Consider the following 24486-nt stretch of genomic DNA (forward strand, 5'->3'; position numbering starts at 1 on the left):
TCTGGTCTAAATTGTATCTGGATTGATATTTAACTCCCGCAGTTTTGCTGCTAAACGTTCAGCCTTTTGTTCAGCTTGTTTAGCTTTTTGTTCGGCTTGTTCAGCTTTGTGTTCGGCTTGTTCAGCTTGTTGTTGTATCTGATCTGCCGTTTCTTCCGGTGTTGGTACTAGTTGCCCATCTCGTGTAAAAAACCGCAATAAACCTTCATAAACTCCCAAATATAAACCTAACTGATGACTCCACAAATATCCTTGTTCACTCACTTGTAGAGGTTGATATTCTCCATCTACTAAATGAAATCCCGCAAATTCTTGTGTGTAAGGGTCAAACCAAAAATAATCAGGCGTGCGGAAGGTGTCTTGATAAATTGTTTTCTTTAAACCTTTATCAGTATTAGCTGTTGAGTTAGACAAAATTTCTAGAATTACATTCGGATATTTGCCATCTTCTTCCCAGACTACCCAGCTTTTACGGGTTTTACGTTCAGTTCCTAGTACAACAAAAAAGTCTGGCCCTCGGAAGTATTCTGATTTGCGTTGGTGCGGACTGTAGTAGATAGTCAGATTTCCCGCCGCATAGAAATCATTTCTATCTCGCCATAACCATTCCAGACAGGTTAAAAGTAGGATTATTTGCCGTAAATGCAGTTCGCTTTCCAAGGGAGGTTCGTCACTATATAAATCACCAGGGGGAAATATAACATCTTGGCAGATGCCTTCTTGAGAATCTAATTCTTGAGCAATGGTCATAGAATGAATAGGGCATCAAGTAGTTATTAATTTATTTTACCACTGTGGTAGTTAGCGATCGGTCTGATGGTATAGCTATCGCTTGCCGCGCTATATTAGCGCTTGGCAAAAACAGGCGATCGCATCCTCCCTTTCCGAAATACCTTAGTGCTACACTGTAGTCAATATCAAACCTCATCACAACTCCAATGAGATAGCACAAATGAAGTAGTACCAAACACCTGTTGCACTAAAGCAACAAATGTCAACGAAGAATAAACGCAACTAGTTTGACAGGGTTACTTCACATAGTCATGTACTAAAAATATTGTCATTAATCATATCTATATAGAACCGTTTAACAAGTCTCTACGGCTGAGTTTTTTTGTGTCTAATCTACCCGTAACTTTAGGAAAAACACGGGTGGAATTTTGCGGATTGAGGTTTGAGAAGAATGCCGAAAAAATCAATATTGTTAGCTGGGAATTTAGCATATAAACTCAGCATAGATAGAACTTTGTTTCAAGGAGTTCATCTGAATATCGACGCAGGCGATCGCATTGCTTTAGTCGGCCGCAACGGGGTAGGGAAATCAACCCTTTTCAAGATACTTGCAGGTCAAATTAACCCATGTACAGGTTCAGTTTGGTGTAATGGGATGGTCTATTATTTACCACAAATCAGTACTATCAGACAAGAAATTACGGTAGATACAATACTTGATTTTTTGATTTCTATCTCTGATGATTGGTGGAAGATTGAGGATATTTTGCAAACACAATTCAATACCAAAGTCGACTTGTATTTACCAATTGCTAACTTGAGTGGTGGAGAACTTACTAAATTGTTTTTAGCAATCGGTTTAGCTCAAGAGCCAAACTTGTTATTGCTCGATGAGCCAACTAATCACATGGATTTGCAAGCATTAGAAAGCTTAAGACACTTTCTTTTGAATTTCACAGGTGCGTATGTAATTGTCTCTCATAAACCTTTTTTCTTAGACCAAGTAACAGAAGTTACCTGGGAATTTACACCTGTTGGCTTGAAAATATATGGCGGTAATTTCTCGTACTATCGAGAACAGAAAGAAATAGAGTTAGAAGCAGCATTGCGATCGCACGAAACCGCCAGAAAAGAACTCAAACGTACTCAAGCCACAGCGATGCAAGAACAGCAACGCGCAGCCCAATCTAGTCGCAACGGTCGCGCCAAGTTTCTCAATGGTAGTATTGATAGAATGGCAGCGGGACTGATGAAAACTAAAGCTGAGGTGTCTAGCGGAACTGCGAAAAAGAAACATGAAGCAGCAGTAGCAAAGGCTAATCAAAAGGTTGCAGAGACGAAGGTCAAAACTACCAAAGTAACCAGTATTCAGCTAGAAGAAAAAAATCACAAGCGCCGAAATTTAATCAATATCCAGGGTGCAAATCTGAGGATATCAGAGCGTCTATTGATTCAAAATATTCAACTGCATATATCATCTGGCGATCGCATAGCTATTATCGGCGCAAACGGTTCTGGTAAATCGAGTCTGGTAAAGGCAATTTTGGGAAGGGAAAACCAAACAGCGTTTTTAGAATCAGGTGAGGTTTTGCTCACACCAGCCATGAAAGCTGTATATCTCGATCAAACCTACGAATTGGTAAATCGCCAATACACAATTCTGGAAAATATGCAAGCTGCCAATCCCGATCTCAGCTATCAGCTTTTGCGTCAACAGTTGGGACACTTTCTCTTTAAATATGATGACGTTCACAAAAGCGCTTCTGTATTGAGTGGAGGTGAATTAGCAAGATTAGCGATCGCAATGATCAGTATCTCAGAAATCGATCTACTGATTCTCGATGAGCCAACTAATAACCTGGATATTGAAACTGTTGAAAAAATGGTAGTAGGTATCAATAATTACCAAGGAGCGCTTTGGGTAATATCCCACGATATCGATTTCCTCAGCCGGATTAACATTACCCAAGGTTTCAAGTTGAGGGAACAAACTTTGCAAATGACAACTTATTTACCAAGTACACCAGAGCAATATTATCGAGAGTTGCTGGAATGCGATCGATAAAGCGATCGCCTCATGTAAATTTCTACCTCAACAACAGAAGCCGCAAAGCATACAGGCAAGTTATAATTCTCTTGCGGTGCAACGTAACAAAAATTTATGAGTAATCCCCTTGTGCAAGCCTTTTTCGTAGGCAGAGCGGTAGCAGAAGTAGTTAATGAGCGTTTAGAGGTCGCCTTGACCGATGCTTTGAGCGATCTGGGCAAATTTGATGCAGAAGCTAGAGAGCAGCTGCGCCAGTTTACAGAAGAAGTCCTAGAGCGGGCACGGGCAGCAGAATCAGCTAATGCAGGTCAAGCTACTGCAAGTACTGGGCAACCCAGTTCTGATTCCGGTGACTTGCAAGCAGATATTGACGAATTACGAGCAGAAATTGCCCTGTTACGAACAGAATTGCAACATTATCGTAGAACTTCTGCATAAATTTTAGTCATTAGTCATTAGTCATTGGTCATTGGTCAAAAATTATGCACAAATGACAAATGACAAAGGACACTTAAGAAAAACAGTTTAGGAATCAGAGTGTCTTTTCTTCCAAGTGATTCGGTTGCAAACCAACGGTACACAAAGTATATGGAACAAGGTTATTCAGAGAAGGCATACCGTTGGAATCGGGAAAAATACTCTAGCAAACGGCGTTTTGTGGACATTTGGTCTTTTGTCTTGACCTTATTGTTCAAACTTTGGCTATACAACAAATCTTGGAGTTATCCGGGTGGTGTCACTGATGTAAAGCAAGCTACAAGACGCAAAACCCAAGCAGTGTGGATTCGCAATACCCTACTGGATTTAGGACCAACCTTTATTAAAGTTGGGCAATTGTTTTCTACCCGTGCTGATATATTCCCTAGTGAATATGTAGAAGAACTAGCCAAGTTACAAGACAAAGTGCCGGCATTTAGCTATGAGCAAGTAGAAGCGATCGTTGAGAAAGAACTAGGCAAGAAAATTCCTGAACTCTTCCATAATTTTGAACCTATTCCCTTAGCTGCTGCGAGCTTAGGGCAAGTACACAAAGCTGTACTACATACTGGAGAATCAGTTGTTGTCAAGGTGCAACGTCCTGGACTAAAGAAGTTATTTGAAATAGATTTACAGATTCTCAAAGGAATTACCCGCTACTTTCAAAGCCATCCCAAATGGGGACGGGGAAGAGATTGGTTGGGTATTTATGAAGAATGTTGTCGCATTCTTTGGGAAGAAATTGATTATCTTAACGAAGGTCGTAACGCCGATACTTTTCGCCGGAACTTTCGCGGCTACGATTGGGTGAATGTCCCCAGAATATACTGGCGTTACGCCACTTCTAGAGTGCTGACTTTAGAATATCTCCCTGGAATTAAAATTAGTCAATACGAAGCTTTAGAAGCAGCAGGTTTAGATCGAAAGGCGATCGCTCGTCAAGGCGCTCAAGCCTACTTACTACAATTACTCAATAATGGCTTTTTCCACGCCGATCCTCACCCAGGCAATATTGCCGTTAGTGCGAATGGTGCTTTGATATTCTACGATTTCGGCATGATGGGGCAGATTAAGTCCAACATCCGCGAAGGATTGATGCAAACACTATTTGGTATTGCCCAAAAAGATGGCGATCGCGTTGTGCAATCTCTGATCGATTTAGGTGCGATCGCCCCAACCGACGATATGGGCCCAGTGCGGCGTTCCGTCCAGTATATGCTGGATCATTTTATGGACAAGCCCTTTGAAAATCAATCAGTCGCGGCAATCAGTGACGACCTTTACGAAATAGCTTATAATCAGCCATTTAGATTTCCAGCAACTTTCACTTTCGTGATGCGAGCCTTTTCTACCCTAGAAGGGGTAGGCAAAGGCTTAGATCCAGAGTTTAACTTTATGGAAGTTGCCAAACCGTATGCAATGCAACTTATGACCGATATGAATGGTTCAGAGGGGAATAGCTTTCTTAACGAATTAAGTCGCCAAGCAGCTCAGGTAAGTAGTACCGCCTTTGGTCTACCACGTAGATTAGAGGATACATTAGAGAAGCTAGAGCAGGGAGATATGCGCTTGCGCGTTCGGTCTATAGAAACCGAACGCCTGCTGCGGCGACAGAGCAGTATTCAGCTCTCAATAAGCTATGCTCTGTTAATCAGCGGTTTCACGCTTTCAGCTACTATTTTAGTGGTTAAGGATTATGTATGGTTGGCACTGCTGCCTGGTTTAATTGCAGCGGCACTTTCAGCGATCATGATCCGATTACTTTTACGCCTCGACCGTTACGATCGCACGTATTAATTGTTGCAAAAAAATTATGAAACTTAATTTCACGGGTTTTAGCGATCCGGGACTTATTCGTTCTAATAATCAGGATGCTTACTATATGGACCCAGAAGGACGATTTTTCGTTGTTGCTGATGGTATGGGTGGTCATGCCGGCGGTGAAGAGGCAAGTCGGATTGCCACTGGAGAAATTCAGGCGTATTTGGTAGCCAATTGGGAAAGTTCTAAATCTTCTCAAGAGTTGCTAGAGCAAGCTTTGTGGGTTGCTAATGAAGCAATTTTGCAAGATCAGCAAAATCATCCCGAACGCGCCGACATGGGGACAACTGTTGTAGCAGTGATTTTTCGCTCTCCAGAGTCGCCTTGGTGCGCTCATGTTGGCGATTCACGGCTGTATCGCTTCCGCGAGTCGCACTTAGAACAGGTGACGGAAGACCACACTTGGGTAGCACGAGCTATCAAAATTGGTGACATCACCTTAGATGAAGCACGATTACATCCTTTTCGCCATGTATTATCGCGCTGTTTGGGGCGCGAAGACTTGCATCAAATTGATGTGCAACCACTAGATGTAAAAGTTGGCGATCGCTTGCTGTTATGTAGTGATGGTCTTACAGAAGAACTTGTCGAGCAGAAGATTGCTAACTGCCTCCAAGATAGTCCTTGGCTTGATAAAGCCGCCATCTCTCTTGTTGAGGCTGCCAAAGAGCATGGAGGGCACGATAACATCACAGTTGTCATCGTCTCGCTTGAAGAAAATAGTCATTAATCATTAGTCATTAGTCGATGCTTAGTAACTTTAAACAAATGACTAAGGACATAGACCCGCCAGCGGCTACTCTATGAGTTCTCCGTTCGCGCTAGCGTCTCCCCTTGGGAGAAGGAGTACCCGCAGGGTAGGACAAAGGACAGATTTGGTAAATATACTCAGTAATTTGTTCAGCGTGAGCATTTTTCCTTTTTACAATTTGATACAAATATTTTTAGCCTCTAAAATGACCCAAAGAGGCTAAATTTGTATAAATTGGTAAATTGACATCTTGCACGTAATAAGGTAAAGCGATTATAATTCACGCTTATTACCATTAATTCCCCAACCTCCTTAAAATTTCCGTCCTCCGAAGCTTCTTCCACGCTTAGGGAGACAACATCTTAGGCTTTTTAAACACAAAGACTAAGACGGGTTTTGCATAGCACCAAATATTCTCTTTAAAGAAGATTTGTGCAAAGCATAAAGGAATTAGGGAGGTAGTTATACCTATCTAAGACCAAATAGGGCTTATTTTCCGGAATATGGTTCAGCTAACTTGGGTGGTATATCAGTAGGATTAGGTGCAAGATATCAGAGCAGAAAAAGTCCACTCTTTGGATGTGGGCAATCTGTCAAACAATTGTTATCTTTCGTAATACGGAGGAACAAATGTTGGACAGATATGAGTCCAAATATTATCCCATTTGGACTTCTGTGAGCGATATCACCTTTACGCGTTGTTTTTTCGGAGTAATTTATGAATCAACCAATGAAACTATCCTTGGAACAGCAATTTAGCATCTGCTCATTTGCTACTCAAGTGCAGAATATGAGCCACGATCAAGCTAAAGATTTTTTAGTCAAGCTCTATGAGCAAATGGTCGTGCGCGAGGCAACTTATCAAGAGCTTCTTAAGCATCAGTGGGGCTTAGATTCCGGTTCCACTATGGCATAGAGTCGTTCTAATGTCGCAGTGGGCGACCTCCTTCTCTTGCTTGGTTCCAAGGAGGAAAAGAGCTGGGGATGCCGGGGCGTCAACTTCGATAAGTAATTCCACAAGATGGCCCAAAAGTTCAATTCACGAAATTAACTAAGAATGAGTAAACATTGTCTACGGCATATCTGATGGAGTCTAGACTAACTTTAGCATTGCAGGCTAAATCCGTTGTTTGCTTTAGCCAAACTTTTTGTTGTTTTGTCTAGTGAGGGAATCACACCTGCATAAATTGACAATCCACTGCAATATTTGCACAGGAAGATTCAGAGATAATTTAGATACCACTGCTTTAGCAGCTAGTGATTTCACTCTTTATACATATAACTAGAAGTTACATCTTTATATATATTTTGTTTATAAAACGTTACATTCTGAGAGCGACCACCTATGAAACACGTAACATTAAGAAATTATGCCTAGCTGGAAAGATCGTATGGAGAATCTGTATCTATACTTTCCAGTTTTGTTATAATCTGAGGCTTAATCTTTTCGTACTCGTTTTTGAGCAAACTTTTACTAATTTGCGGGTCGGCAGAGGACATTAACGTATTGCTCATTGCGATCCACTCTTGCAGTCGTTGCCGCTGGGCAGAAGCGACGCTGGAAAGTAAGATGTGGGTACAGGGATTTGGTGCTTCTCGTGCAAAGAATAAGAGGCGATAGTAACCTGTGTGCTGTAGTAACCGAGCAATTTCTTGACCAAGGCTGGTTTTGAGATCGAGATAATAAGGCAACCATTTAGCGCCATGCTTGCGATTGTAGATGACAGTAATCCATAGGAGCATGGGATGGGGGATAGAAATGAACAGAAATTGGTTATAGCGTGTACAGAGTAAGCGTTTTTGAATTTCCTCTTGCGGTAGCATCACCCACAAAGCTGGTAAAACCTCCCCATTGATATGAATGGGCTGGGGAAAGACGATATCAGCAATTGGTTTATTTTTGGGCCAGGAAATGGCACGAGTGATTTCATCGTTTGACCAGGATACCCGCAAATCGGCTTTGGTCTTTTGTTCAAGGTCAGTGCTAGCTGTAGTAGTAGGAACGAGGGAATGGCTGGCTTGCTGACTTTTGCGTGAATGCTCAGGCTTTTCTAAAGATGCTAAAACTCTGAGGATTTCAGTAATACTTTGGGGGCGATCGCATGCTCTTTTAGCTAGGCAACTCATCACCAAATTTTCAATTTCTTTTGGTAACTCTAATCCAGGCGCAGCCTCAGCAAAAGAACGCGGTTTTTGATAGTGATGTGTTTTATACCACGCACCAAAAGAGTGAGTTGGTGCCACCAGTGGCATTTTGCCTGTGAGCATCTCAAACATCATGACGCCCAAACTATAAATATCAGCACGGTTGTCTAATTCCTTACCCTCCATCTGTTCGGGAGAAGAATAAGCCAATGTACCCAAATAAAATTTTGTATGGTCGCCATCTGACTGTAATAACTTAGCAATACCAAAATCTAGAACTTTGACCAATTCTCCAAAACTGGGATCTTGAATCACCAGCATATTGCTTGGCTTAACATCGCGATGGATAATTGGGCAAATAGTGCCATCAACCGGGATGCCATCATGGGCGCATTGTAACCCCAGGCTGAGTTGACGTGCCATACTGAGGAATCTTGGTAAAGGTAATCGTTGCTTGCGAATAATATTGTTCAGGCTTTGTCCTTGTAAATATTCCATAACGTAGAACGGGGTGTTATTGTCATCTACGCCATAGTCCATAACTCGGACAATATGGATACTTTTTTGCCCTAGTAAAGCACAGGTTTTGGCTTCTCGCTCAAAGCGGTCTTGCAATCGCATCTTTTCATTTTGGATTGAGAGAGCCAGAAACTTAACCGCAACAGGTACACCTCCCAACAATGTATCTTTAGCACGATAAACCCGACCCATTGCTCCAGTACCGATTAACTCTTGGAGTTGGTAGCGTTTGCTGAGTAAGCGACCAATGTTGGGGTCTGACATAGAAAATTCGACTCCAAAAGCAGGTTGTAAATGTTTGGGAGGACAAGTGCATTCAAAAATTGTGGTGTAGTTTTAGTTTGCCCAATTTTGACTAATGCGCTATCACTATTGGCATCTCCTCTTCTCTACAAGACGTTGCTTTGTATTGGCAGAAGACAGCACTAGTTTGGCTACACTAAACCTTACCTGCCTTTGTAGGTTAACAAACCCTTAAATTCGCATTAGTCCACGGAGGTAAGCTTTGTTTGTGTAATAGCTAATTATATTCGCCCAATACTTTTAAAACATTTTCTTATTACCTAACAATCTTTTTCACATTCAAGCTAATTATTACTATGTAAGGATGCATTGTTTATTGATAAAACTGTAAGATCCTAAATGTTAATTTTTCGCTTTTTCTGTTGATTAGGATATATATCAAAACTTGATTTATTATTCATCACATAGTATTGAATTCGACGTTCGACAATACTATTAAATCGGGACATAAAATCATAAAAGAAACCCGGATATTTCCTAAATTCTGTGAATGCCGTTAACCATTTTCCTTGTTTTATAGGTTCTACAACTTGAAGATAAGCTAGATTTTTCTTATAGACTGAAAGATTGTAAGATAGAGCACGCATTAGAGCAGGATTCTTTTTCACAATGTCTTGTTGCATGAAAGAATTAGTAGCTTTGCAGTATTGATGTAGACGTAGTAATTGGCTTTGATATACAAGAGAACCAGGGCGGGAACGGTAGAAATAATAGGGTTTTGGTTCAATAAAAAATTTAGCTCCTTTAATTAAGCATTTCATATCAAGCCAAAAATCTTGACCCATCCTGATTTCATCATCGTACTCAATGCCGTGCTTAACTAGGAATTCTCGTTTGAATAGAGGCTTGCTTAAACCAAGATGCAACCCTGGTTTACCATAGACATCAGTTTCTACAAAATCAACGATATCAATTTGAAAGATTTTATCTATACGTTCTCCACTTTCTTGAATCAATGTACTCCAAGGAGATGTTGTACCGTCTTCGATCAAATAAACATCATCAGCAATCATGTCTGCATTTGTTTTATTTGCCAGAGACACAAGCTTCTCTAATCTTTCGGGAGCATACCAATCATCTGAATCAAGTACAGCAATCCATTCTCCTTGGGCTGCTCTGAAGGCGCGATTACGTGCCGCCGCCGCTCCAACATTTTGCTGATTAACTATCACTTTGAGACGTAGATCGGTGAAACTTTTAGCGACTTCTACAGTTTTATCACTTGAGCCATCATCGACCATGATAACTTCAATGTCAGTGAGTGTTTGCTTTAAGGCTGACTCTATTGCCTTCTCAATATAAGTTTCAGTATTGTAAGCAGGGATAATAACAGAGACTTTAGGATTCACGCAACTGAACTCCTGACTACATGGTTAGGTAAAATGCTAAAACCCTGACCATAATTTGGTCGTTTCTTTTTTACTATACAACTCAGTAGGTCGGTAAGAATAAACGATGAGTGGTTAAAGTTGGGCAGGAAATATTATACCAATTCTCTAAAATGAGGCAACAGATGTAAATCAGAAAAGTCTTGCTGTATCTAAGTTTCTGAATTGCGAATGGGCGAAAAAGTGAACTTGTACTGAGCGACTTGCCTTGAGCGAAGTCGAAAGGAGCCGAAGTATTGCGAATTGGTATTAGGCGTTGGTAAACCAGTACGTTGCTAGAGTTCTTTGAACGGCAGTTTTGGCTGAGAAGAACAGCAAACGGTGAGGCGTGCTGCCTTTAAGTTGACTGACGCTCTAGGCTAGCTTCCATTGTGTTAGTTAAAAAATGACCAGCCAAGATACCACTACTGAGGTAATATGTATCTTGCGAAATCCGGTGTAGGGTTTCAAAGCCACTACGACGCTGACGATCGCCTAGTACCCAGTAACGCTGTACGATAGTATCCAGACCAATCCAGCCTTCGCCTTCAACCTGCCCCAAAATATTATGTTGTAGTAAAAAAGTATACTGACGCTCTCCATCATGCAACCGTCCCTTATATTGCAGAGAGATTTCAGAGCGATCGCTACCTGGGAAAATCAGTTTTGTGGCCATAGTGAACCAGTTATCTCGATTCCAAGCGACCAAGGTCATACCCTTGACGCTAATTGGCATACCATTACGTTCCAGCCAATTTCCTTCCATTGCCCAGCGTCCTGGTTCCAATAAAAAAGTATGAGCCACCTTTTATTCCCTGTCTTGTTCGAGTGCCGCCAAAACTACAGTTATAGCAGTGCTAAGTTGCCAGTGATGAGTTGCGAGAAAAGAATGAAGAAATTTTTTATCTTGTTTATTGTTCTTGACTCAGGACTGACCTTGGTGAATTTCTCCCAAAAGTACTTCTTGAGGTGCACCTGTGGCTGTAGGTAAGTTGCCAGGAATACCCAAATGTCGCCAGTAGGCTAAAACTGCGAAAGCGATCGCTTCTTTAAAATCTGCACTCAAGCCGACTTCATCTGTCGTCGAGACTGGTATCGATCCCAACAACAACTGTAACCTTTGTTTCAAATAAAGATTGCGACTACCACCACCACATAATAGTACTCGTTGTGACATTTCTGGCAAAAAAGTGCGGTAACTATGAAAAATTGAAGCAGCTGTCAGTTCTGTGAGAGTTGCCAGTACGTCAGCAGGATTGAGTTGGTATGCTTGAGCATCTTTTAAGCACTGATGCAAGTAAGTCACACCAAATAATTCGCGTCCAGTGGATTTGGGTGGCGGTAGATGAAAGTAATCTTGGTTGAGCCATTGTTCTACTAATTGATGGCAAGGAGTACCACTTGCCGCCCAATTGCCATCTTCATCATAAGTTTTAGCACCACCGCTTAAATGCTCCACCGCTAGATCCAACAGACTATTTCCTGGGCCAGTATCCCAACCACGAATTTTTGAGAGCCAGTCTCCATACCGAGGCGGAATATAAGCAACATTGCCAATACCACCAATATTTTGAATACAACGCCCCTCCTGAGGATGACTGAGTAAATAAGCATCGACTCTGGGAACAAGAGGCGCACCATGACCACCAATAGCAATATCTGCAACGCGGAAGTTGCTCACAGTCGCAATGTTCGTAAGATAGGCAATTAATGCACCTCGCCCTAGTTGAAGACTGTAACCCAAGGGACTGCCCAGTGCTGTTAGCGGATAGCTAGATTTTAGCCCGTGGGTAGCAATCATTTCTCTCCCCCTGCTCCCCTGCTCCTCTGCTCCCCCTTTAGGTGGTCGATGATAAACCGTTTGACCGTGGGAACCAATGAGAGTGGCGCGCTGATGGCCAATTTGAATATTTTGGGCGGCTTGGGCAAAGACCTGGGCGATCGCATCATCTATTTCTGCTAATTCTGCCATTGAGATGGCAGCGCCTGCACCAACTGCTAATATTCTTTCTCTGAGTTGGGCTGGATAAGGATATGTTGCCCCGGCTAGCAACTCAACTTTGAGATCCAATTCTGTGCCGGAAATCTCTACCAACGCAGCGTCTATGCCATCTACGGATGTGCCACTAATTAAACCAATAACGCGAGTAGGGACAATAGCTTTTTCAGTTGGATGCATCGATCGAGATTCTTTTGTTGATTGCAAGAGTTTAGTTTAATTCATGTTAATAACTATGTCAAAACACTCAGGTTGCATAGTTGACTACAGAAGAAAAAGTAAATAGAGCGCAGGAAGAATCTCAAAAGCAATAGCAATGACCACGAATCTATTTATATTTACCAACAAACAAAGAATTTAAAACAATTTTGTTTGTTATCTTGATTTATCCTTAATCAGGACAACATCCGAAGATACATATTCTTAATATATGCAGGCTAACTTTACAGTTTTTTTACCTTCAGATAAATAACAGATATACTATCCACTTTTTCGGCAAGTGAAACTACTGATTTCTGTTCAAAAATCGGGCAAATTCTTGGCTAAATCTAGGAATTTTTCAATAAATACAAATCCAGTAGTTTCATCCTATTGTTTCTTCTAGAAGACCCTACATAATAAATCCAAGTTGCACAACGAACTTTTCAACAATTAAAAATACAGAACTTCAAGATTATGTCTCTTACAAAAATTGCTTGTATCGCTGCTCTATCTTTATCTGCAATCTCCTCATTTATCTATGCAGGTTCTGCCCAGGCTATTTCCTTCCAAATAACCACTGGCATTGCAGGCCCTAATGGAGAAACTGACCAAGGTGCTTTTTCTGAGTTTACTCAACTTCCTGGTACGACAACTGTTAACTTCAATAATGGTCAAGCACCAACCACTGGTTTTGCTAAATACTCATTTGAGAATAACAGTGGAACCAGCAGTGTAAGGTCAGATGTATGGGCACCTGCTGGGGCAAATGGTGAGGTCAATAATGGGAAGTATTTGGCAGTTTTCAACGGCGATAAAGTCACAATTAACCTTGCAAGTTCCCTCAATTATTTCGGTATTGACTGGGGAGCTATTAGTTCTGGTAACGTTTTTTCCTTCTACAATGGCGATAATCTAATCAAATCATTTTCAACTGAGGATGTGAATCCAGTTGCTCCAATTCGTGCATCACAGCATGGCGGTGAAGGAAATGGCTACCTTCACTTCTACTCAGATAGTAGCAACGATATTTTCAACAAGATTGTCATTACCCAAACAGGTGGTGGTGGATTTGAAAGCGACAACCATTCTTTCCATCTAGGAACTGACAAATTTACAGGTTTTGACCCTAAATCTGTTCCTGAGCCTAGTATTACATTAGGTATGCTGGCTGTCGGTGGTATGTTTCTACGCAAGCGCAAGAACGAAAAGTTGCAAACTGTAAGACAATCTCATTAAATATACCAATCTGAGCTAAGTAAGATTTTCTCTATAATCTAACCTTAGCCTGTACAAGCATTTCAAGACTTAGTTAATATTAAATACCAATCAGGGTGAGTTTACTTAGTTAAACTCGCCCTAATCCTTTTACCATTTATAATCGAGGCTTCTTCTACGCTCAATGCTACAATTTTGGCTCCTAGTAGTCTGCCAACCCAAAATTATTAGGTGAGGGCTGGGGAAAGGGGACTGGGTTTGGGATTTAAAACCTTTCCCCCTTACCCCTTACCCTTTACCCCGCCAAGTTACGAAAGCGAACTACTAGCTTCTAAATCCTCCCATAGGTTATTGCATGAATAAAATATACGTGGATTAGTTTAGATATAATAATGACTCATTCTTTGTTGTCCTAACTGGAGAAATTAATGGGTCGCGCCAAAAAGGTTGTCCTGGCATATTCTGGTGGAGTGGATACCTCTGTTTGCATCCCCTACCTCAAGCAGGAGTGGGGTGTGGAAGAGGTGATTACCCTAGCAGCAGATTTAGGTCAGGGAGATGAATTAGAGCCAATCAGAGAAAAAGCTCTGAAATCGGGTGCAAGTGAATCCCTAGTGGCGGATGTCAAAGACAGCTTCGTTAAAGATTACGCCTTTGGAGCGATTCAAGCCAATGCCCTTTATGAAAATCGTTATCCTCTAGGAACCGCTCTTGCTCGTCCACTGATTGCCAAAGTATTAGTAGAAACAGCCGAAAAATATGGTGCTGATGCGATCGCTCACGGTTGCACTGGCAAAGGCAACGATCAGGTGCGCTTTGATGTCTCTGTCACTGCCTTAAACCCCAACCTGAAGATCCTCGCACCAGCCAGAGAATGGGGGATGAGTCGTGAGGAAACGATCGCTTATGGGGAAAAGTTTGGTATTCCCTCACCAGTTAAAAAATCTTCTCCCTATAGTATTGACAAGAATTTGCTTGGTCGTAGTATTGAAGCTGGTTTACTCGAAGATCCTTCATTTGAGCCACCAGAAGAAATTTATGAAATGACCAAAGCGATCGCTCACACTCCCAACGAGCCAGAGTACATCGAAATTGGTTTCCACGGTGGTATTCCCACAACCCTCAACGGCATACCCAAAAAGCCAGTTGAGCTAATTGAAGAACTCAATCAGGCGGTAGGAAATCACGGCATCGGACGAATCGATATGATTGAAAACCGTCTGGTGGGGATCAAATCGCGGGAAATCTACGAATCACCCGCGATGTTGGTGCTAATTCAAGCACATAGGGATTTAGAAAGCTTGACTCTAACGGCAGACGTTACCCATTACAAGCGTGGGATTGAAGAAACTTACAGCCAAATTGTTTATAACGGTTTGTGGTACAGTCCACTCAAAGTTGCACTCGATGCCTTTATTCAAAAGACACAAGAGCGAGTCTCTGGAACTGTGCGAGTGAAGTTGTTCAAGGGCAACTCTAGGATAGTTGGGCGTTCGAGTGATAATTCCCTCTATACTCCCGATTTGGCAACCTACGGAGCCGAAGACAAATTTGACCACAAAGCCGCTGAAGGCTTTATCTACGTTTGGGGACTACCGACTCGCATTTGGTCAAAGCAGATTAGGGGTTAAGAGTTAGGAGTTAGGAGTTAGAAGTTAAAAAAGCAAAATACAAAAGTAAAAATTAAAAAAATTCACTTTTTACTTTACTCTTCACTCCTCACTCCTTACTTAGTTTATGCTTGACTTACTCTTCTGCTGCACCTTTAACCTGGCGAGATTCCAGCCACAGGGGCACAACAATTAAGGCAACAAGGATTAGTAACGCTGCGATCGCAAATTGACCCACCCAAGCAACCAATTGTTCTAAAGAAACTATTTTGCCAGCAAAAAAAGCTAATGTCACCATCAAACTAGCCCAAGCAACTGCTCCTAAAAAGTTGTATAAAAAGAATTTTCCAAAGGGCATTTCAGCTATACCAGCTAGTGGTGCAGCAAAAACTCGTAATAATGCCAAAAAACGTCCAAAAAACACTGCTTTAGCAGCATTTTGACTAAATTGTTCTTTAATACTCAGCAGCCGCACTTCAGAAATCCGAAATATGCTGCCAACTTTTACCAGAAAACCCCAACCGCTAACTCTACCAATCCAATAGCCACAAGTGCCACCAATGGCAGCACCCATGATTGCGTCACCGAGAACCAGCCAGAAATTTAGTTCATCGCTGCCAGCTAAAAACCCGCCCACTAAGGTCACGGTTTCACCAGGAAGGGGAATGCCTAAATTTTCTAGCAAAATTCCGAAAAAAATTGCCCAATACCCGTAATTATGAGCAACTTCCTGGATATTTTCTAGTGAAATAAACTCTAAAGACATTCCGCACCGCCGTCTTTACAAATTTTTACTTTTATTATATCTTTGCTTGTTTTTGGGCGGGGTGTCAATCAAACTAATACATAGAGTCATTAAGTCATTAGTTTTATACCGAATAATCCATAGATTATAGTCTATGGTAACTTTTGATTTTTGAATATTTTTGGAATCGCTACCACATGTTTATAATTTATTAACAAAATATTAAAAACTTTATACAAAATTTATAACTAGCTGTTTAAATTGTGAAAATCTTGTAAAAGATACGGTTGATACCGAAATTGTTAGGCGCTTATGCCTATATTGATGAAAGTTATCACAAATTATACGACATGAATACTGAAACAATCTCCCTCAACTGTAGGACTGCAATTGCCCAAATATCTGGGTAAGACAGTTATTTCGCCGTTGAAAGAGAAGAAGTATTGATGTCTTTTTCAATTTTTTATCAAGTGTCCCAATTACCCTGTTAAATTTATGGCTCTCACACAAGAACTTCAAGTAATTTTGTTTAAACCCCAAGGAAGCATAGATTTGGAAGGCGGTAAGGCTTTGAGCGAACAGATGGCTGGAGTAGTCCCTCAAGCTTATCAACTCTGGGTTATCGACCTAGCAGAAGTTAACTTCATGGACAGCTCTGGGTTAGTTCCTTTAGTAAAAGGATTAAAAGCTGCACGTCAGAGTGGTTGCCGCTTGGTTCTATGTAACGTACAAGCTCCTGTACGGTTGATTTTGGAACTTACCCAACTCGATACAGTGTTTGAAATTTTTCACACTTACCAAGATATTTTTACCACCATCAAAGATAACAGTCTGGTGCTAGCAGACTAACTAATAAATCTACCTATAGAAGGATGGCGGAGTCAAGCAATATTTGCATTTTTTCACATTCTCTTAAGATCACAGTCTGGTGCTAGCAGGCTGATTTTCTTTCTTGTCTAGAGAAGAGTGTTGCCGGAAACTCATGTCTTTGAGCTAGGCAGTATAAATTACAGATAAATGAATCTGCTTATTGGAACTCCTCTATCTAAAGCAGTAAAGTCAGAAATGGCCAAAATTGCTCAAAGCAAATGCAACTGTTTGTGACACTCCCCAGCCTTTTAAGTATAGGGTTGTACAAATTACTCTAAGCTAATTGCTTTATATGGGATGTAACTAGAAAGGAAGCAGGAGGTAAGAATGGTTAAAATATCAGCGTTTACGTTACTTTCTAACTCTATAGTTATGTTTGCCTCAATCTACTACTTGGATGCCTCCAAGACGCTTTGATGCAACACTTTCTTACCTCTTAGATTCGACCATAATGGTAATTTTAGGCATTCTGGGGAGTCGAAATATTAGTTTGTTCAGATGCTGGGCGGGGAAAATTTGGTAAATCAATACCGCTGTGACTAGCATTGCGAGTTTTGAGCGCTAAACGGTAGCTCACACTTTGCAGTTCTGCTTGCAGTTGGCGATTTTCCCGTTGTAGCGTTGCTACCTTTTCTCTCACTGGCGTCATCCGCTCCTCAAACTTCCGACGGTAAATTTGAGGTAACTCTTGTACTACTTGCTCCAACATCCGAGTGCGATCGGTAAGTTCTTGAACTGACTGTCGCAATTGGTAAATTTCGGAGTCACGAGTTGTAATTTGCTCTTGGTAGAACGCCACCTGCTGTTCTACAGCTTGGAGTTGTTCTTGTAAAGCGTGTAACTGGGTCAGATCGCGCTCAAATTCCGGCTGCTGAGGCATAAAACTAGTGTTACCCTTTACCAGCCGGAAGAGTTCTTGAGAAAGTTGTTGCACTAGTTGATCGCGAAGTTGCAACTCCTGGCGTAGCTGCGATACTTCCGTCGAGAGAACTTGAATATTAGGTGTATCAGATTGGCTCACAGTAGCTTAAAGCTCCCATTCAGAATCTTGTCCACTCTTAGGTATAACTGCGGGAGTACTACCTTTGGCAAGTATTTGTTAATTTAGCATTCCCAAACAAGTCACGAAAAAAGAAAAAGACAAAATTTTATTGAATGGGAGTGGGGATTGGACATTTAGTTTTATTTCCTAGCTACTAGTCCCCAGTCCTCAGTCCCTAGCCCCTTAAACTGTTGCAGGTGTTGCAGCTACTTTAGTGGGCTTTTCTTTTTCCTCTTTAGGGGGTTTTTCTTCTTCAATGTCCTGCTTAATTGTTAAATAGCGAATCACTTCTTCACTCAAACGCATGGCGCGTTCAAAGGGAGCGATCGCAGTTGCAGGCGCACTGTAGTTTAACTGGATGTAGATGCCATCCCGGTGTTTTTTGATTTCGTAAGCCAGACGACGCTTACCACGATTTTGAATTTGGATCTCTTGGGCGCCTTGATCGCGAAGCAAATTCTGATATTTTGTAACTGCTTGCTCTACCTGTTCCTCTCCAAGGTCAGGACGGAGAATGTACATTGTTTCGTAATTTGTAGTCATATTTTTCAGTTTCCTCATGGACAAAAGTGGCTGCTGATGTTAATTTATACCTAATTTTTATTGAAAATGCCAGTATTAATCAACATCTGAAGCAACAAGGAACTATAATCTTACCAGTTTTCAATTTGAATCATTAGCCAAATCGCCGAAGTTTAGATTTTTTGGATGTCCCTAATGAAAACTAGGTTGGGAGGCAACCCTGATATTTCTTTCACAAGATCGATCGAGCTATCAGCTTCGCTAAGGGGTATCTTTCTTTAAGGGCATCTTATAGCGATCGCTTTTTTGCTCATGGCTCAATCGGTTTGCTAAACAGCTAACTGACGATTGCTACCTGCTCACAGCTTCTAATCGCAGAAAAAAGGTATTTATCAAGGTTATGGCGCAGCGCTACGTGCGAATTCAAAATCCAGAAGGACAGATTTACTATGGGTTACTACAGCTATCCCTGAATGTACAGGTGCTAGATGCTCCACCCTGGTTACAAGGACAACCCACTGATTTAACTTTGACACCAGAAAATTACCAAATTCTGGCTCCCTGCGCTCCCTCAAAAATTGTGGCGGTGGGTAAGAATTATGCAGATCATGCAGCCGAAATGGGAACTCCAGTACCATCTGAGCCATTAATCTTTCTTAAGCCACCTACGTCGATTATTCCATCTGAGAGGGAAATTAAGTATCCTCCCCAGTCACATAGAGTTGACTATGAAGGAGAGTTAGCTTTAGTGATTGGCGATTATGCTTTTGAATGTACGCCAGAGGTAGCCCAAACCAAAATTTGGGGCTACACCATTGCCAATGACGTAACAGCGCGGGATTTACAAAAACAGGATGGTCAATGGACGCGAGCTAAAGGTTTTGATACTTTCTGTCCCTTGGGGCCTTGGATTGTCCGAGAATTAAATCCAGGAGCAAGATTGCAGACTTTTGTAAATGACGACGCTAATCCAGTCCAATCTACCTGTATCGATCGGATGGTGTTTTCCCCCGATGTTTTAGTTTCCTATATCAGTCAGGTGATGACGCTACTCCCTGGTGATTTAGTGCTTACAGGTACGCCAGAGGGTGTAAGTGCTTTGCATCCAGGCGATCGCGTCCGCGTAGAAATTGAAGGTATCGGTCGCCTGGAAAACACCGTAGCGGCCCGTTAACTTCTAACGCACTTGCATATACACTGCATCGGAAATCGCCGGAATTTCTGCATAACGTCCGCTCACAGACTGGATGACTGAATATGCGACTGCTCCCACTATGCCAATAAAAATGGTTGTGGATAGGGTTTGGATGGCAAAACCACCAGAGGGAACTAGTCCTACAACATCAGTTAGGATGCTAAACAAAAAGATAATGATGTCCAAAAGGATTGCTTGCATGGTGTTGAAACGAATAAAGTGACTAATTTTTTCGTTTCTTACTACCAGCAAAAATAAAGCAAAGAAAATAATCATTCCTGCATAACGCACGCCGTAGTAAATTCTCAACAATGGCAGAAGGGGCAGAAACAGTAGTTGTAATGGTGGAAACTCTGTGAGCAAATATCTACCAAATACAAAAACTTCAATTAGAGGAAGCAAATAAGGCAAGGAAGCAAAAATCCGATCTGAAACTGTTGTAGACCCGCGCCAAGACATTATGCGTTCTCCTGTGGTTAAATTTTTAATAGTTACTTGAGCTTAGGATAACGCAGTTGCTAGGTCTTGCTGAGAAATTCAACTATTCTATATGGGCGATGCGAAAGCCCATCATGCACTCATACTGGTCTGGCTGCTGTTGAGTAAGTTTGCGAATCGCTTGACCACAGCGCAGTTGACCCCCACGCCAGCGGGGTTGACCGCTCCCGTCAGCGAGTAAACAAGACTGGCAAACTTGCTCAGGGGCAAGGATTTGCTCGTCCATTAAAATGACTAGCATCGAATCCCTCCTGTAAATCTTCATTGTCAACCCACATTTCACTTAGGGGAAGACGTGTTTTGTAGCGCTTCAAAGAGCCACTTCAGATAGATTGGATGCGTTTTGCGTGGTTAAGTGTTGTGATTTGCGATAAGCTTTGCGCCTAACTTGGGCGATCGCAGAGGACACTTAAGAACCACATCCTACCTCTTTGCAGCAAAAATGTGGGCAATTACAATTCAATAACAATTCTCAAGTGAATTTAAATTTATTGTACGTTGTGTCTATTGGAAAGTGGAAATTCTAGTAAAAAATAATACAAAAGTTTTTGCATTAAGTTGAGCAAAGACAACTAACAGTATCCATTGCATCCCTGTTAATTTAGCACTAGGATATGTCAAACTTAATATTCAGAAAGCAACAAAAGCTTTACGCACAAGCAACACGGCGACTTATTGAAATTCCCTTGAGGTGAGTAGTTAAAGTGTGTGAAGTCAAGCCAGTAAAACTGAGTTAACTTGATAAGCATTTAAGTGAGGCATTTCTAAAATACTGAGGTAAACTTGCAAGCAAGTTAATACACAATATTACTCAGCGGCTCGTCGGTCTGGGCATCACTTACAATGGAACACTGGCAATTTCTGATACAGAAACAAGGCGCTCGCTCGTGGCATATCCTAGAATCGCCAAATTTGGAAATTTTGGAAGGACAGTATAGAGTTTTGGCTCGTTCTAACCTTCTTAATACAGACGTGGAAGTGCGGGTAACTCACTCTTCAACTGAGGAAGTTCAACCAACGCGGCGAATTTTCAAGCGATCGCGTCGCACTAATTCAGAAGGCATAATGGCGGTAATTCCTTTTACCTACTTCCAACCGGGAGTTTGGGAGTTGCGGTGTTCCGGCGATTTGATGTCGGATTTGCTCGGTAAATCTTGGCAATACAGCGTGCAAGTGCAAGTCTTCTCGCTGTTAGCAGAGAGAGAACCGAGGAAAAACTTAGGATCGAGTTCACCCGACGATCGCCCAGATACTTTTTCTGAAAACTTGGAATCTCATGCCCCAGCAGAAACTGCAATTACGTTATTTACGTTTGAGAAAGCGATCGCAGTTTCTGAAGAACCGGCAATTACTACAAATGGCAACCTCACTGTTGCGCCAGATGAAGAGAACTTGGAATCTAATGCCCCAGCAGAAACTGCAATTGAGCTAGATAAAGCGATCGCAGTTTCTGAAGAATTGACAATTACTACAGATGGCAACCTTGCTACTACTGTTGCCTCAGATGAAGAGAACTTGGAATCTAATACCCCAGCAGAAACTGCAATTGAACTAGATAAAGCGATCGCAGTTTCTGAAGAATTGGCAATTACTTCAGATGGCAACCTTGTTACCACTGTTGCGTCAGATGAAGAGAACTTGGAATCTAATGTCCCAGCAGAAACTGCAATTGAGCTAGATAAAGCGATCGCAGTTTCTGAAGGACTGGCAATTACTACAAATGGCAACCTTGTTACCACTGTTGCGTCAGATGAAGAGAACTTGGAATCTAATGCCCCAGCAGAAACTGCAATTGAGCTAGATCGAGCGATCGCAGTTTCTGAAGGATTGGCAATTACTTCAGATGGCAACCTCACTGTTGCGCCAGATGCAGAGAACTTGGAATCTAATGCTCCAGCAGAAACTGCAATTGAGCTAGATAAAGCGATCGCAGTTTCTGAAGGATTGGCAATTACTTCAGATGGCAACCTCACTGTTGCGCCAGATGAAACGGAAGAAGATGAAGATATAGTTATCGATCAGCCTGTGAGTCCTGTGTGGCTCAAAGGAGAGACGGCAGAGCAGATTTTACAAAATTTAATAGATTTAGCTTTACCCGCCTCTGAACTGTTGCCCAAAGATGAAAAGGTTACAGACTCTTCGGCAACACAACTACCGCCACCATTACTGCTAACTTTAAGTCAGGATAATTATATTGCTCGTTGGGGACAAGCTCTTATAATCAACGGGTACATAGAATTCCAAGAAAAGACAAATCTAGATTGGGATGAAACATCATCTTCAAAAAGCTTGCGGGCGCTTGAAGTAGAAATTGAACTGCGATCGCCCAAAAACCTGAAAATCTTGACTAAAGTACGGCAACCCTTATCAGATAAGGAGTTGCCCTTTACCATCAATACCTCAATTGATATTCCTGCTGATTGTGAATCTAAGCTAATTTTGGCAGATATCAGTTTGTATGGTAAATTCGCCGATGCTGGTGAAGTCATGCCGTTAGCCACCCAGTCCTTCACGATTACAGCAGATGTAACAGAATTACTGGCAATCACAGCCGCAGCAAAATCTAGTACATCTTTAAATGACCTCATAGGAACATCAGACTCATCTGCTGCTTTCACAGAAACAGAGACACCTGTTAGGCTTGATTTGAAACTATTAAATCTAGTCAAAACTCCAAAAACAGACCAGTCTCAGATAGTTAATCCATCCCCAAGCACACCTTTACCACCGCAAATTAACCTGCAAGTTCTGCGAGAAGCTAACCTGCGGACATCTAAGCTCAAGAATTCAAGTATTTCTTTGCCTCAATTACCGAAACTGCCTCCTATTCAAAGTGATGCCAACATTCCCTCAGATGTTGTTGCAGAACCACAGACACCGGAGGAGCTTGTAGAAAAGGATGCTAATATAGCCACCATCAATTTAGAGCAGTTGGTCATCAAGCAACGTCGAATGCCAATAATCGAGACTACTTTGCCATACTTGAAACGGCTACAAGCTTCACCAGATGATGCCGAAGAAAAAGTAGAAAATAATGTTTCTCCAGATGCATTGGAAGTTAAAGCGGCTGAAGACTTACCAAAATTGGACGCAACTGTGGCTGAAGATGAAAATATACCTGAATTAGTAGTAGGTGACGCACAATTCCAGGAAGAATCTGTTTCTGAAGTCGAAGCCCCGCAAAACGCACAATTCCAGGAAGAATCTGTTGCTGAAGTCGAAGCCCCGCAAAATTCGCAATTCCAGGAAGAATCTGTTGCTGAAGTGATAGCTCCGCAAAACGCACAATTCCAGGAAGAATCTATTGCTGAAGTAGTAGCTCCGCAAAATGCACAATTAATTACAACCGGAAACCTTTATTCATCTCCCCTGCTCAGGAAGTGGATGCAGAGCCAAGGATACTCTTTGCCTGAATCTATCAACGATCTGCAACCTCAAGATTACAATAACTATGTTCCACCGCAGCAGATACCCCTTCCTCCTAGTGCAGAAAATGCGAATTTTGATGTTAATTTGCCGTTAGACCTAGATGCTAACACTGGGAATAATCTGAGCGAAGGTTGGAGTAGTTCACAACTTCTGTTGGCTGAAATGCGCAAGGGACAAGAGACATGGGAAGAAGTCGAAGGATTGGCTCCTGAACTGGAGAACTTTGGGGAAGATATAGACACAGCGCAGGAAATGGAACTAGGGATTGGAGAAAATACGGAAATAGAAAAATTACTAGAAGAACCAACAATCTCATCAGCTCTGTTAACACAAGTACCGCCCCCTCCTCCTCCGATAAAAATGAATATAGCGTCAGCTTGGTTGGCGCAAGAAATCGTTGTAGATGATACAGATACCGAACTGGAAGGCGATGCAAAGGAGAGTGACACCTTTGAAGAAAAGGAGCAACCACTTTTATATTCATCTTCTTCTTTACCTCTAATTGCGGCAGCCACTGAGCCTTTGCCAACTCCACATTTGTATGTGCCAGAAGGTGAATTAATTGCTGGCAAGTCGGTCATAGTGCGCGTAGTACTGCCGGAAGTACCTATGCAAGTTGTTGTCAAGTTATGGCTTGAAGATTATCAAACTCGCTACTTACTAGATGGTCCCCATTTATTGACAAATTTACTTCCTAATGCATCGGGAGCTTTGGAAGTGATGACACAATTAAACATTCCCTTCGGCTGTTTGGAAATTCGCTTAGGAGCGATCGCACTCGATCTAACAACCCAACAGGAGAGTCATAAAGTCACAATAGTAAGAACCGTCATTCCTCCAGACTTGCCAAGCTTGCAGCTAGATGAACTCCTGGGTATGTAACTCAGGTATGAGGGGCATTGGGCATTGGGTATGGAGAAGAGACAAGGTAGACAAGGAAGAGGGGGGAGACAAGGGAGAGACTTGTTCAATAATTTCCCCTTGTCTCCTTGTCCCCC

At 41.9% G+C, this 24486-nt stretch carries 21 protein-coding genes and 1 pseudogene; 11 read left to right on the forward strand and 11 right to left on the reverse strand.

Features of this window, described 5'->3' with window-relative positions; genetic code table 11:
* Positions 1 to 6: 6 nt before the first annotated feature.
* Together V7K45_RS18065 and V7K45_RS18070 are read right to left on the reverse strand one after the other, a co-directional pair.
* The gene (locus tag V7K45_RS18065; RefSeq protein WP_335005729.1) at positions 7 to 750 is read right to left on the reverse strand and encodes a Uma2 family endonuclease; all 744 of its coding nucleotides are present in this window, start codon (positions 748 to 750) and stop codon (positions 7 to 9) included.
* 31 nt (positions 751 to 781) lie between these two features.
* Positions 782 to 928, reverse strand: coding sequence for a hypothetical protein (locus V7K45_RS18070; protein ID WP_335005731.1), 147 nt, complete (start codon positions 926 to 928; stop codon positions 782 to 784).
* Positions 929 to 1183: 255 nt separating this feature from the next.
* Here V7K45_RS18070 and abc-f point away from each other — a divergent pair, with 255 nt between their 5' ends.
* The 5 genes from abc-f to V7K45_RS18095 all read left to right on the forward strand — a co-directional run bounded on the left by abc-f (position 1184) and on the right by V7K45_RS18095 (position 6744).
* Positions 1184 to 2797, forward strand: coding sequence for a ribosomal protection-like ABC-F family protein (gene abc-f / locus V7K45_RS18075; RefSeq protein ID WP_335005734.1), 1614 nt, complete (start codon positions 1184 to 1186; stop codon positions 2795 to 2797).
* A gap of 96 nt (positions 2798 to 2893) precedes the next feature.
* On the forward strand, positions 2894 to 3217 hold the full coding sequence (locus V7K45_RS18080; RefSeq protein ID WP_335005736.1) for a DUF6825 family protein: 324 nt from the start codon (positions 2894 to 2896) through the stop codon (positions 3215 to 3217).
* Positions 3218 to 3367: 150 nt separating this feature from the next.
* Positions 3368 to 5053, forward strand: a complete 1686-nt coding sequence (locus V7K45_RS18085) for an ABC1 kinase family protein (RefSeq protein ID WP_335005791.1) — start codon at positions 3368 to 3370, stop codon at positions 5051 to 5053.
* 16 nt (positions 5054 to 5069) lie between these two features.
* Positions 5070 to 5807 (forward strand): Stp1/IreP family PP2C-type Ser/Thr phosphatase, encoded by a 738-nt coding sequence (locus V7K45_RS18090; RefSeq protein ID WP_335005738.1) that lies wholly within the window; start codon positions 5070 to 5072, stop codon positions 5805 to 5807.
* Positions 5808 to 6546: 739 nt separating this feature from the next.
* Positions 6547 to 6744: an NblA/ycf18 family protein gene (locus V7K45_RS18095; RefSeq protein WP_041565841.1), complete on the forward strand. Its 198-nt coding sequence runs from the start codon at positions 6547 to 6549 to the stop codon at positions 6742 to 6744.
* Positions 6745 to 7202: 458 nt separating this feature from the next.
* Here the strand turns inward: V7K45_RS18095 and V7K45_RS18100 are convergent, their stop codons facing one another.
* The 4 genes from V7K45_RS18100 to V7K45_RS18115 all read right to left on the reverse strand — a co-directional run bounded on the left by V7K45_RS18100 (position 7203) and on the right by V7K45_RS18115 (position 12341).
* Positions 7203 to 8756: a serine/threonine-protein kinase gene (locus tag V7K45_RS18100; protein ID WP_335005741.1), complete on the reverse strand. Its 1554-nt coding sequence runs from the start codon at positions 8754 to 8756 to the stop codon at positions 7203 to 7205.
* Positions 8757 to 9130: 374 nt separating this feature from the next.
* Positions 9131 to 10144, reverse strand: coding sequence for a glycosyltransferase family 2 protein (locus V7K45_RS18105; RefSeq protein ID WP_335005743.1), 1014 nt, complete (start codon positions 10142 to 10144; stop codon positions 9131 to 9133).
* Between the two features lie 376 nt (positions 10145 to 10520).
* Positions 10521 to 10967, reverse strand: a complete 447-nt coding sequence (locus V7K45_RS18110; RefSeq protein WP_194046678.1) for a hypothetical protein — start codon at positions 10965 to 10967, stop codon at positions 10521 to 10523.
* Between the two features lie 120 nt (positions 10968 to 11087).
* Positions 11088 to 12341, reverse strand: a complete 1254-nt coding sequence (locus V7K45_RS18115) for an anhydro-N-acetylmuramic acid kinase (RefSeq protein WP_335005745.1) — start codon at positions 12339 to 12341, stop codon at positions 11088 to 11090.
* A gap of 495 nt (positions 12342 to 12836) precedes the next feature.
* Between V7K45_RS18115 and V7K45_RS18120 the strand changes: the two genes are divergently transcribed.
* Both V7K45_RS18120 and V7K45_RS18125 read left to right on the forward strand, forming a co-directional pair.
* A complete protein-coding gene (locus V7K45_RS18120; protein ID WP_335005747.1) occupies positions 12837 to 13598 on the forward strand; it encodes an Npun_F0296 family exosortase-dependent surface protein in 762 nt (253 codons plus the stop codon).
* 407 nt (positions 13599 to 14005) lie between these two features.
* A complete protein-coding gene (locus V7K45_RS18125; protein ID WP_335005749.1) occupies positions 14006 to 15208 on the forward strand; it encodes an argininosuccinate synthase in 1203 nt (400 codons plus the stop codon).
* Positions 15209 to 15323: 115 nt separating this feature from the next.
* Here V7K45_RS18125 and V7K45_RS18130 read toward each other — a convergent pair whose 3' ends face one another.
* Positions 15324 to 15953 (reverse strand): DedA family protein, encoded by a 630-nt coding sequence (locus tag V7K45_RS18130; protein WP_335005751.1) that lies wholly within the window; start codon positions 15951 to 15953, stop codon positions 15324 to 15326.
* A gap of 474 nt (positions 15954 to 16427) precedes the next feature.
* On the opposite strand from V7K45_RS18130, the gene V7K45_RS18135 reads away from it, so the two are divergent.
* Complete coding sequence (locus tag V7K45_RS18135; protein ID WP_335005754.1) at positions 16428 to 16781, forward strand: STAS domain-containing protein; 354 nt, start codon at positions 16428 to 16430, stop codon at positions 16779 to 16781.
* Positions 16782 to 17262: 481 nt separating this feature from the next.
* Here the strand turns inward: V7K45_RS18135 and V7K45_RS18140 are convergent, their stop codons facing one another.
* The gene (locus tag V7K45_RS18140; RefSeq protein WP_094348024.1) at positions 17263 to 17823 is read right to left on the reverse strand and encodes an Npun_F5560 family protein; all 561 of its coding nucleotides are present in this window, start codon (positions 17821 to 17823) and stop codon (positions 17263 to 17265) included.
* A gap of 204 nt (positions 17824 to 18027) precedes the next feature.
* Positions 18028 to 18387 carry a 30S ribosomal protein S6 gene (gene rpsF, locus V7K45_RS18145; protein ID WP_322664201.1) on the reverse strand — a complete coding sequence of 120 codons (360 nt, stop codon included), beginning with the start codon at positions 18385 to 18387 and terminating at the stop codon, positions 18028 to 18030.
* 379 nt (positions 18388 to 18766) lie between these two features.
* Between rpsF and V7K45_RS18150 the strand changes: the two genes are divergently transcribed.
* Positions 18767 to 19540 carry a fumarylacetoacetate hydrolase family protein gene (locus V7K45_RS18150; protein WP_335005758.1) on the forward strand — a complete coding sequence of 258 codons (774 nt, stop codon included), beginning with the start codon at positions 18767 to 18769 and terminating at the stop codon, positions 19538 to 19540.
* 3 nt (positions 19541 to 19543) lie between these two features.
* On the opposite strand, the gene V7K45_RS18155 is transcribed toward V7K45_RS18150, so the two are convergent.
* Both V7K45_RS18155 and V7K45_RS18160 read right to left on the reverse strand, forming a co-directional pair.
* Positions 19544 to 20020 (reverse strand): Tic20 family protein, encoded by a 477-nt coding sequence (locus V7K45_RS18155; RefSeq protein ID WP_335005760.1) that lies wholly within the window; start codon positions 20018 to 20020, stop codon positions 19544 to 19546.
* A gap of 82 nt (positions 20021 to 20102) precedes the next feature.
* The gene (locus tag V7K45_RS18160) at positions 20103 to 20300 is read right to left on the reverse strand and encodes a hypothetical protein (protein ID WP_094348028.1); all 198 of its coding nucleotides are present in this window, start codon (positions 20298 to 20300) and stop codon (positions 20103 to 20105) included.
* Positions 20301 to 20902: 602 nt separating this feature from the next.
* On the opposite strand from V7K45_RS18160, the pseudogene V7K45_RS18165 reads away from it, so the two are divergent.
* Together V7K45_RS18165 and V7K45_RS18170 are read left to right on the forward strand one after the other, a co-directional pair.
* A pseudogene (locus V7K45_RS18165) lies at positions 20903 to 21247 on the forward strand (hypothetical protein); the annotation flags it as partial.
* A complete protein-coding gene (locus tag V7K45_RS18170; protein WP_335005793.1) occupies positions 21233 to 24370 on the forward strand; it encodes a hypothetical protein in 3138 nt (1045 codons plus the stop codon). The pseudogene V7K45_RS18165 and the gene V7K45_RS18170, both read left to right, overlap by 15 nt.
* The last annotated feature ends 116 nt before the right edge of the window (positions 24371 to 24486 follow it).

This window comes from Nostoc sp., assembly GCF_036917375.1.
Taxonomy (GTDB): domain Bacteria; phylum Cyanobacteriota; class Cyanobacteriia; order Cyanobacteriales; family Nostocaceae; genus Nostoc.

Excerpts from the sequence above, each read along its gene's own strand:
- V7K45_RS18120 (WP_335005747.1), top strand. The coding sequence starts at position 12,837 with ATGTCTCTTACAAAAATTGCTTGTATCGCTGCTCTATCTTTATCTGCA.
- V7K45_RS18085 (WP_335005791.1), top strand. The coding sequence starts at position 3,368 with ATGGAACAAGGTTATTCAGAGAAGGCATACCGTTGGAATCGGGAAAAA.
- V7K45_RS18095 (WP_041565841.1), top strand. The coding sequence starts at position 6,547 with ATGAATCAACCAATGAAACTATCCTTGGAACAGCAATTTAGCATCTGC.
- abc-f (WP_335005734.1), top strand. The coding sequence starts at position 1,184 with ATGCCGAAAAAATCAATATTGTTAGCTGGGAATTTAGCATATAAACTC.
- V7K45_RS18155 (WP_335005760.1), bottom strand. The coding sequence starts at position 20,020 with ATGTCTTGGCGCGGGTCTACAACAGTTTCAGATCGGATTTTTGCTTCC.
- rpsF (WP_322664201.1), bottom strand. The coding sequence starts at position 18,387 with ATGACTACAAATTACGAAACAATGTACATTCTCCGTCCTGACCTTGGA.
- V7K45_RS18130 (WP_335005751.1), bottom strand. The coding sequence starts at position 15,953 with ATGTCTTTAGAGTTTATTTCACTAGAAAATATCCAGGAAGTTGCTCAT.
- V7K45_RS18125 (WP_335005749.1), top strand. The coding sequence starts at position 14,006 with ATGGGTCGCGCCAAAAAGGTTGTCCTGGCATATTCTGGTGGAGTGGAT.
- V7K45_RS18070 (WP_335005731.1), bottom strand. The coding sequence starts at position 928 with ATGAGGTTTGATATTGACTACAGTGTAGCACTAAGGTATTTCGGAAAG.
- V7K45_RS18090 (WP_335005738.1), top strand. The coding sequence starts at position 5,070 with ATGAAACTTAATTTCACGGGTTTTAGCGATCCGGGACTTATTCGTTCT.
- V7K45_RS18135 (WP_335005754.1), top strand. The coding sequence starts at position 16,428 with ATGGCTCTCACACAAGAACTTCAAGTAATTTTGTTTAAACCCCAAGGA.
- V7K45_RS18150 (WP_335005758.1), top strand. The coding sequence starts at position 18,767 with ATGGCGCAGCGCTACGTGCGAATTCAAAATCCAGAAGGACAGATTTAC.
- V7K45_RS18065 (WP_335005729.1), bottom strand. The coding sequence starts at position 750 with ATGACCATTGCTCAAGAATTAGATTCTCAAGAAGGCATCTGCCAAGAT.
- V7K45_RS18115 (WP_335005745.1), bottom strand. The coding sequence starts at position 12,341 with ATGCATCCAACTGAAAAAGCTATTGTCCCTACTCGCGTTATTGGTTTA.
- V7K45_RS18160 (WP_094348028.1), bottom strand. The coding sequence starts at position 20,300 with ATGCTAGTCATTTTAATGGACGAGCAAATCCTTGCCCCTGAGCAAGTT.
- V7K45_RS18080 (WP_335005736.1), top strand. The coding sequence starts at position 2,894 with ATGAGTAATCCCCTTGTGCAAGCCTTTTTCGTAGGCAGAGCGGTAGCA.
- V7K45_RS18100 (WP_335005741.1), bottom strand. The coding sequence starts at position 8,756 with ATGTCAGACCCCAACATTGGTCGCTTACTCAGCAAACGCTACCAACTC.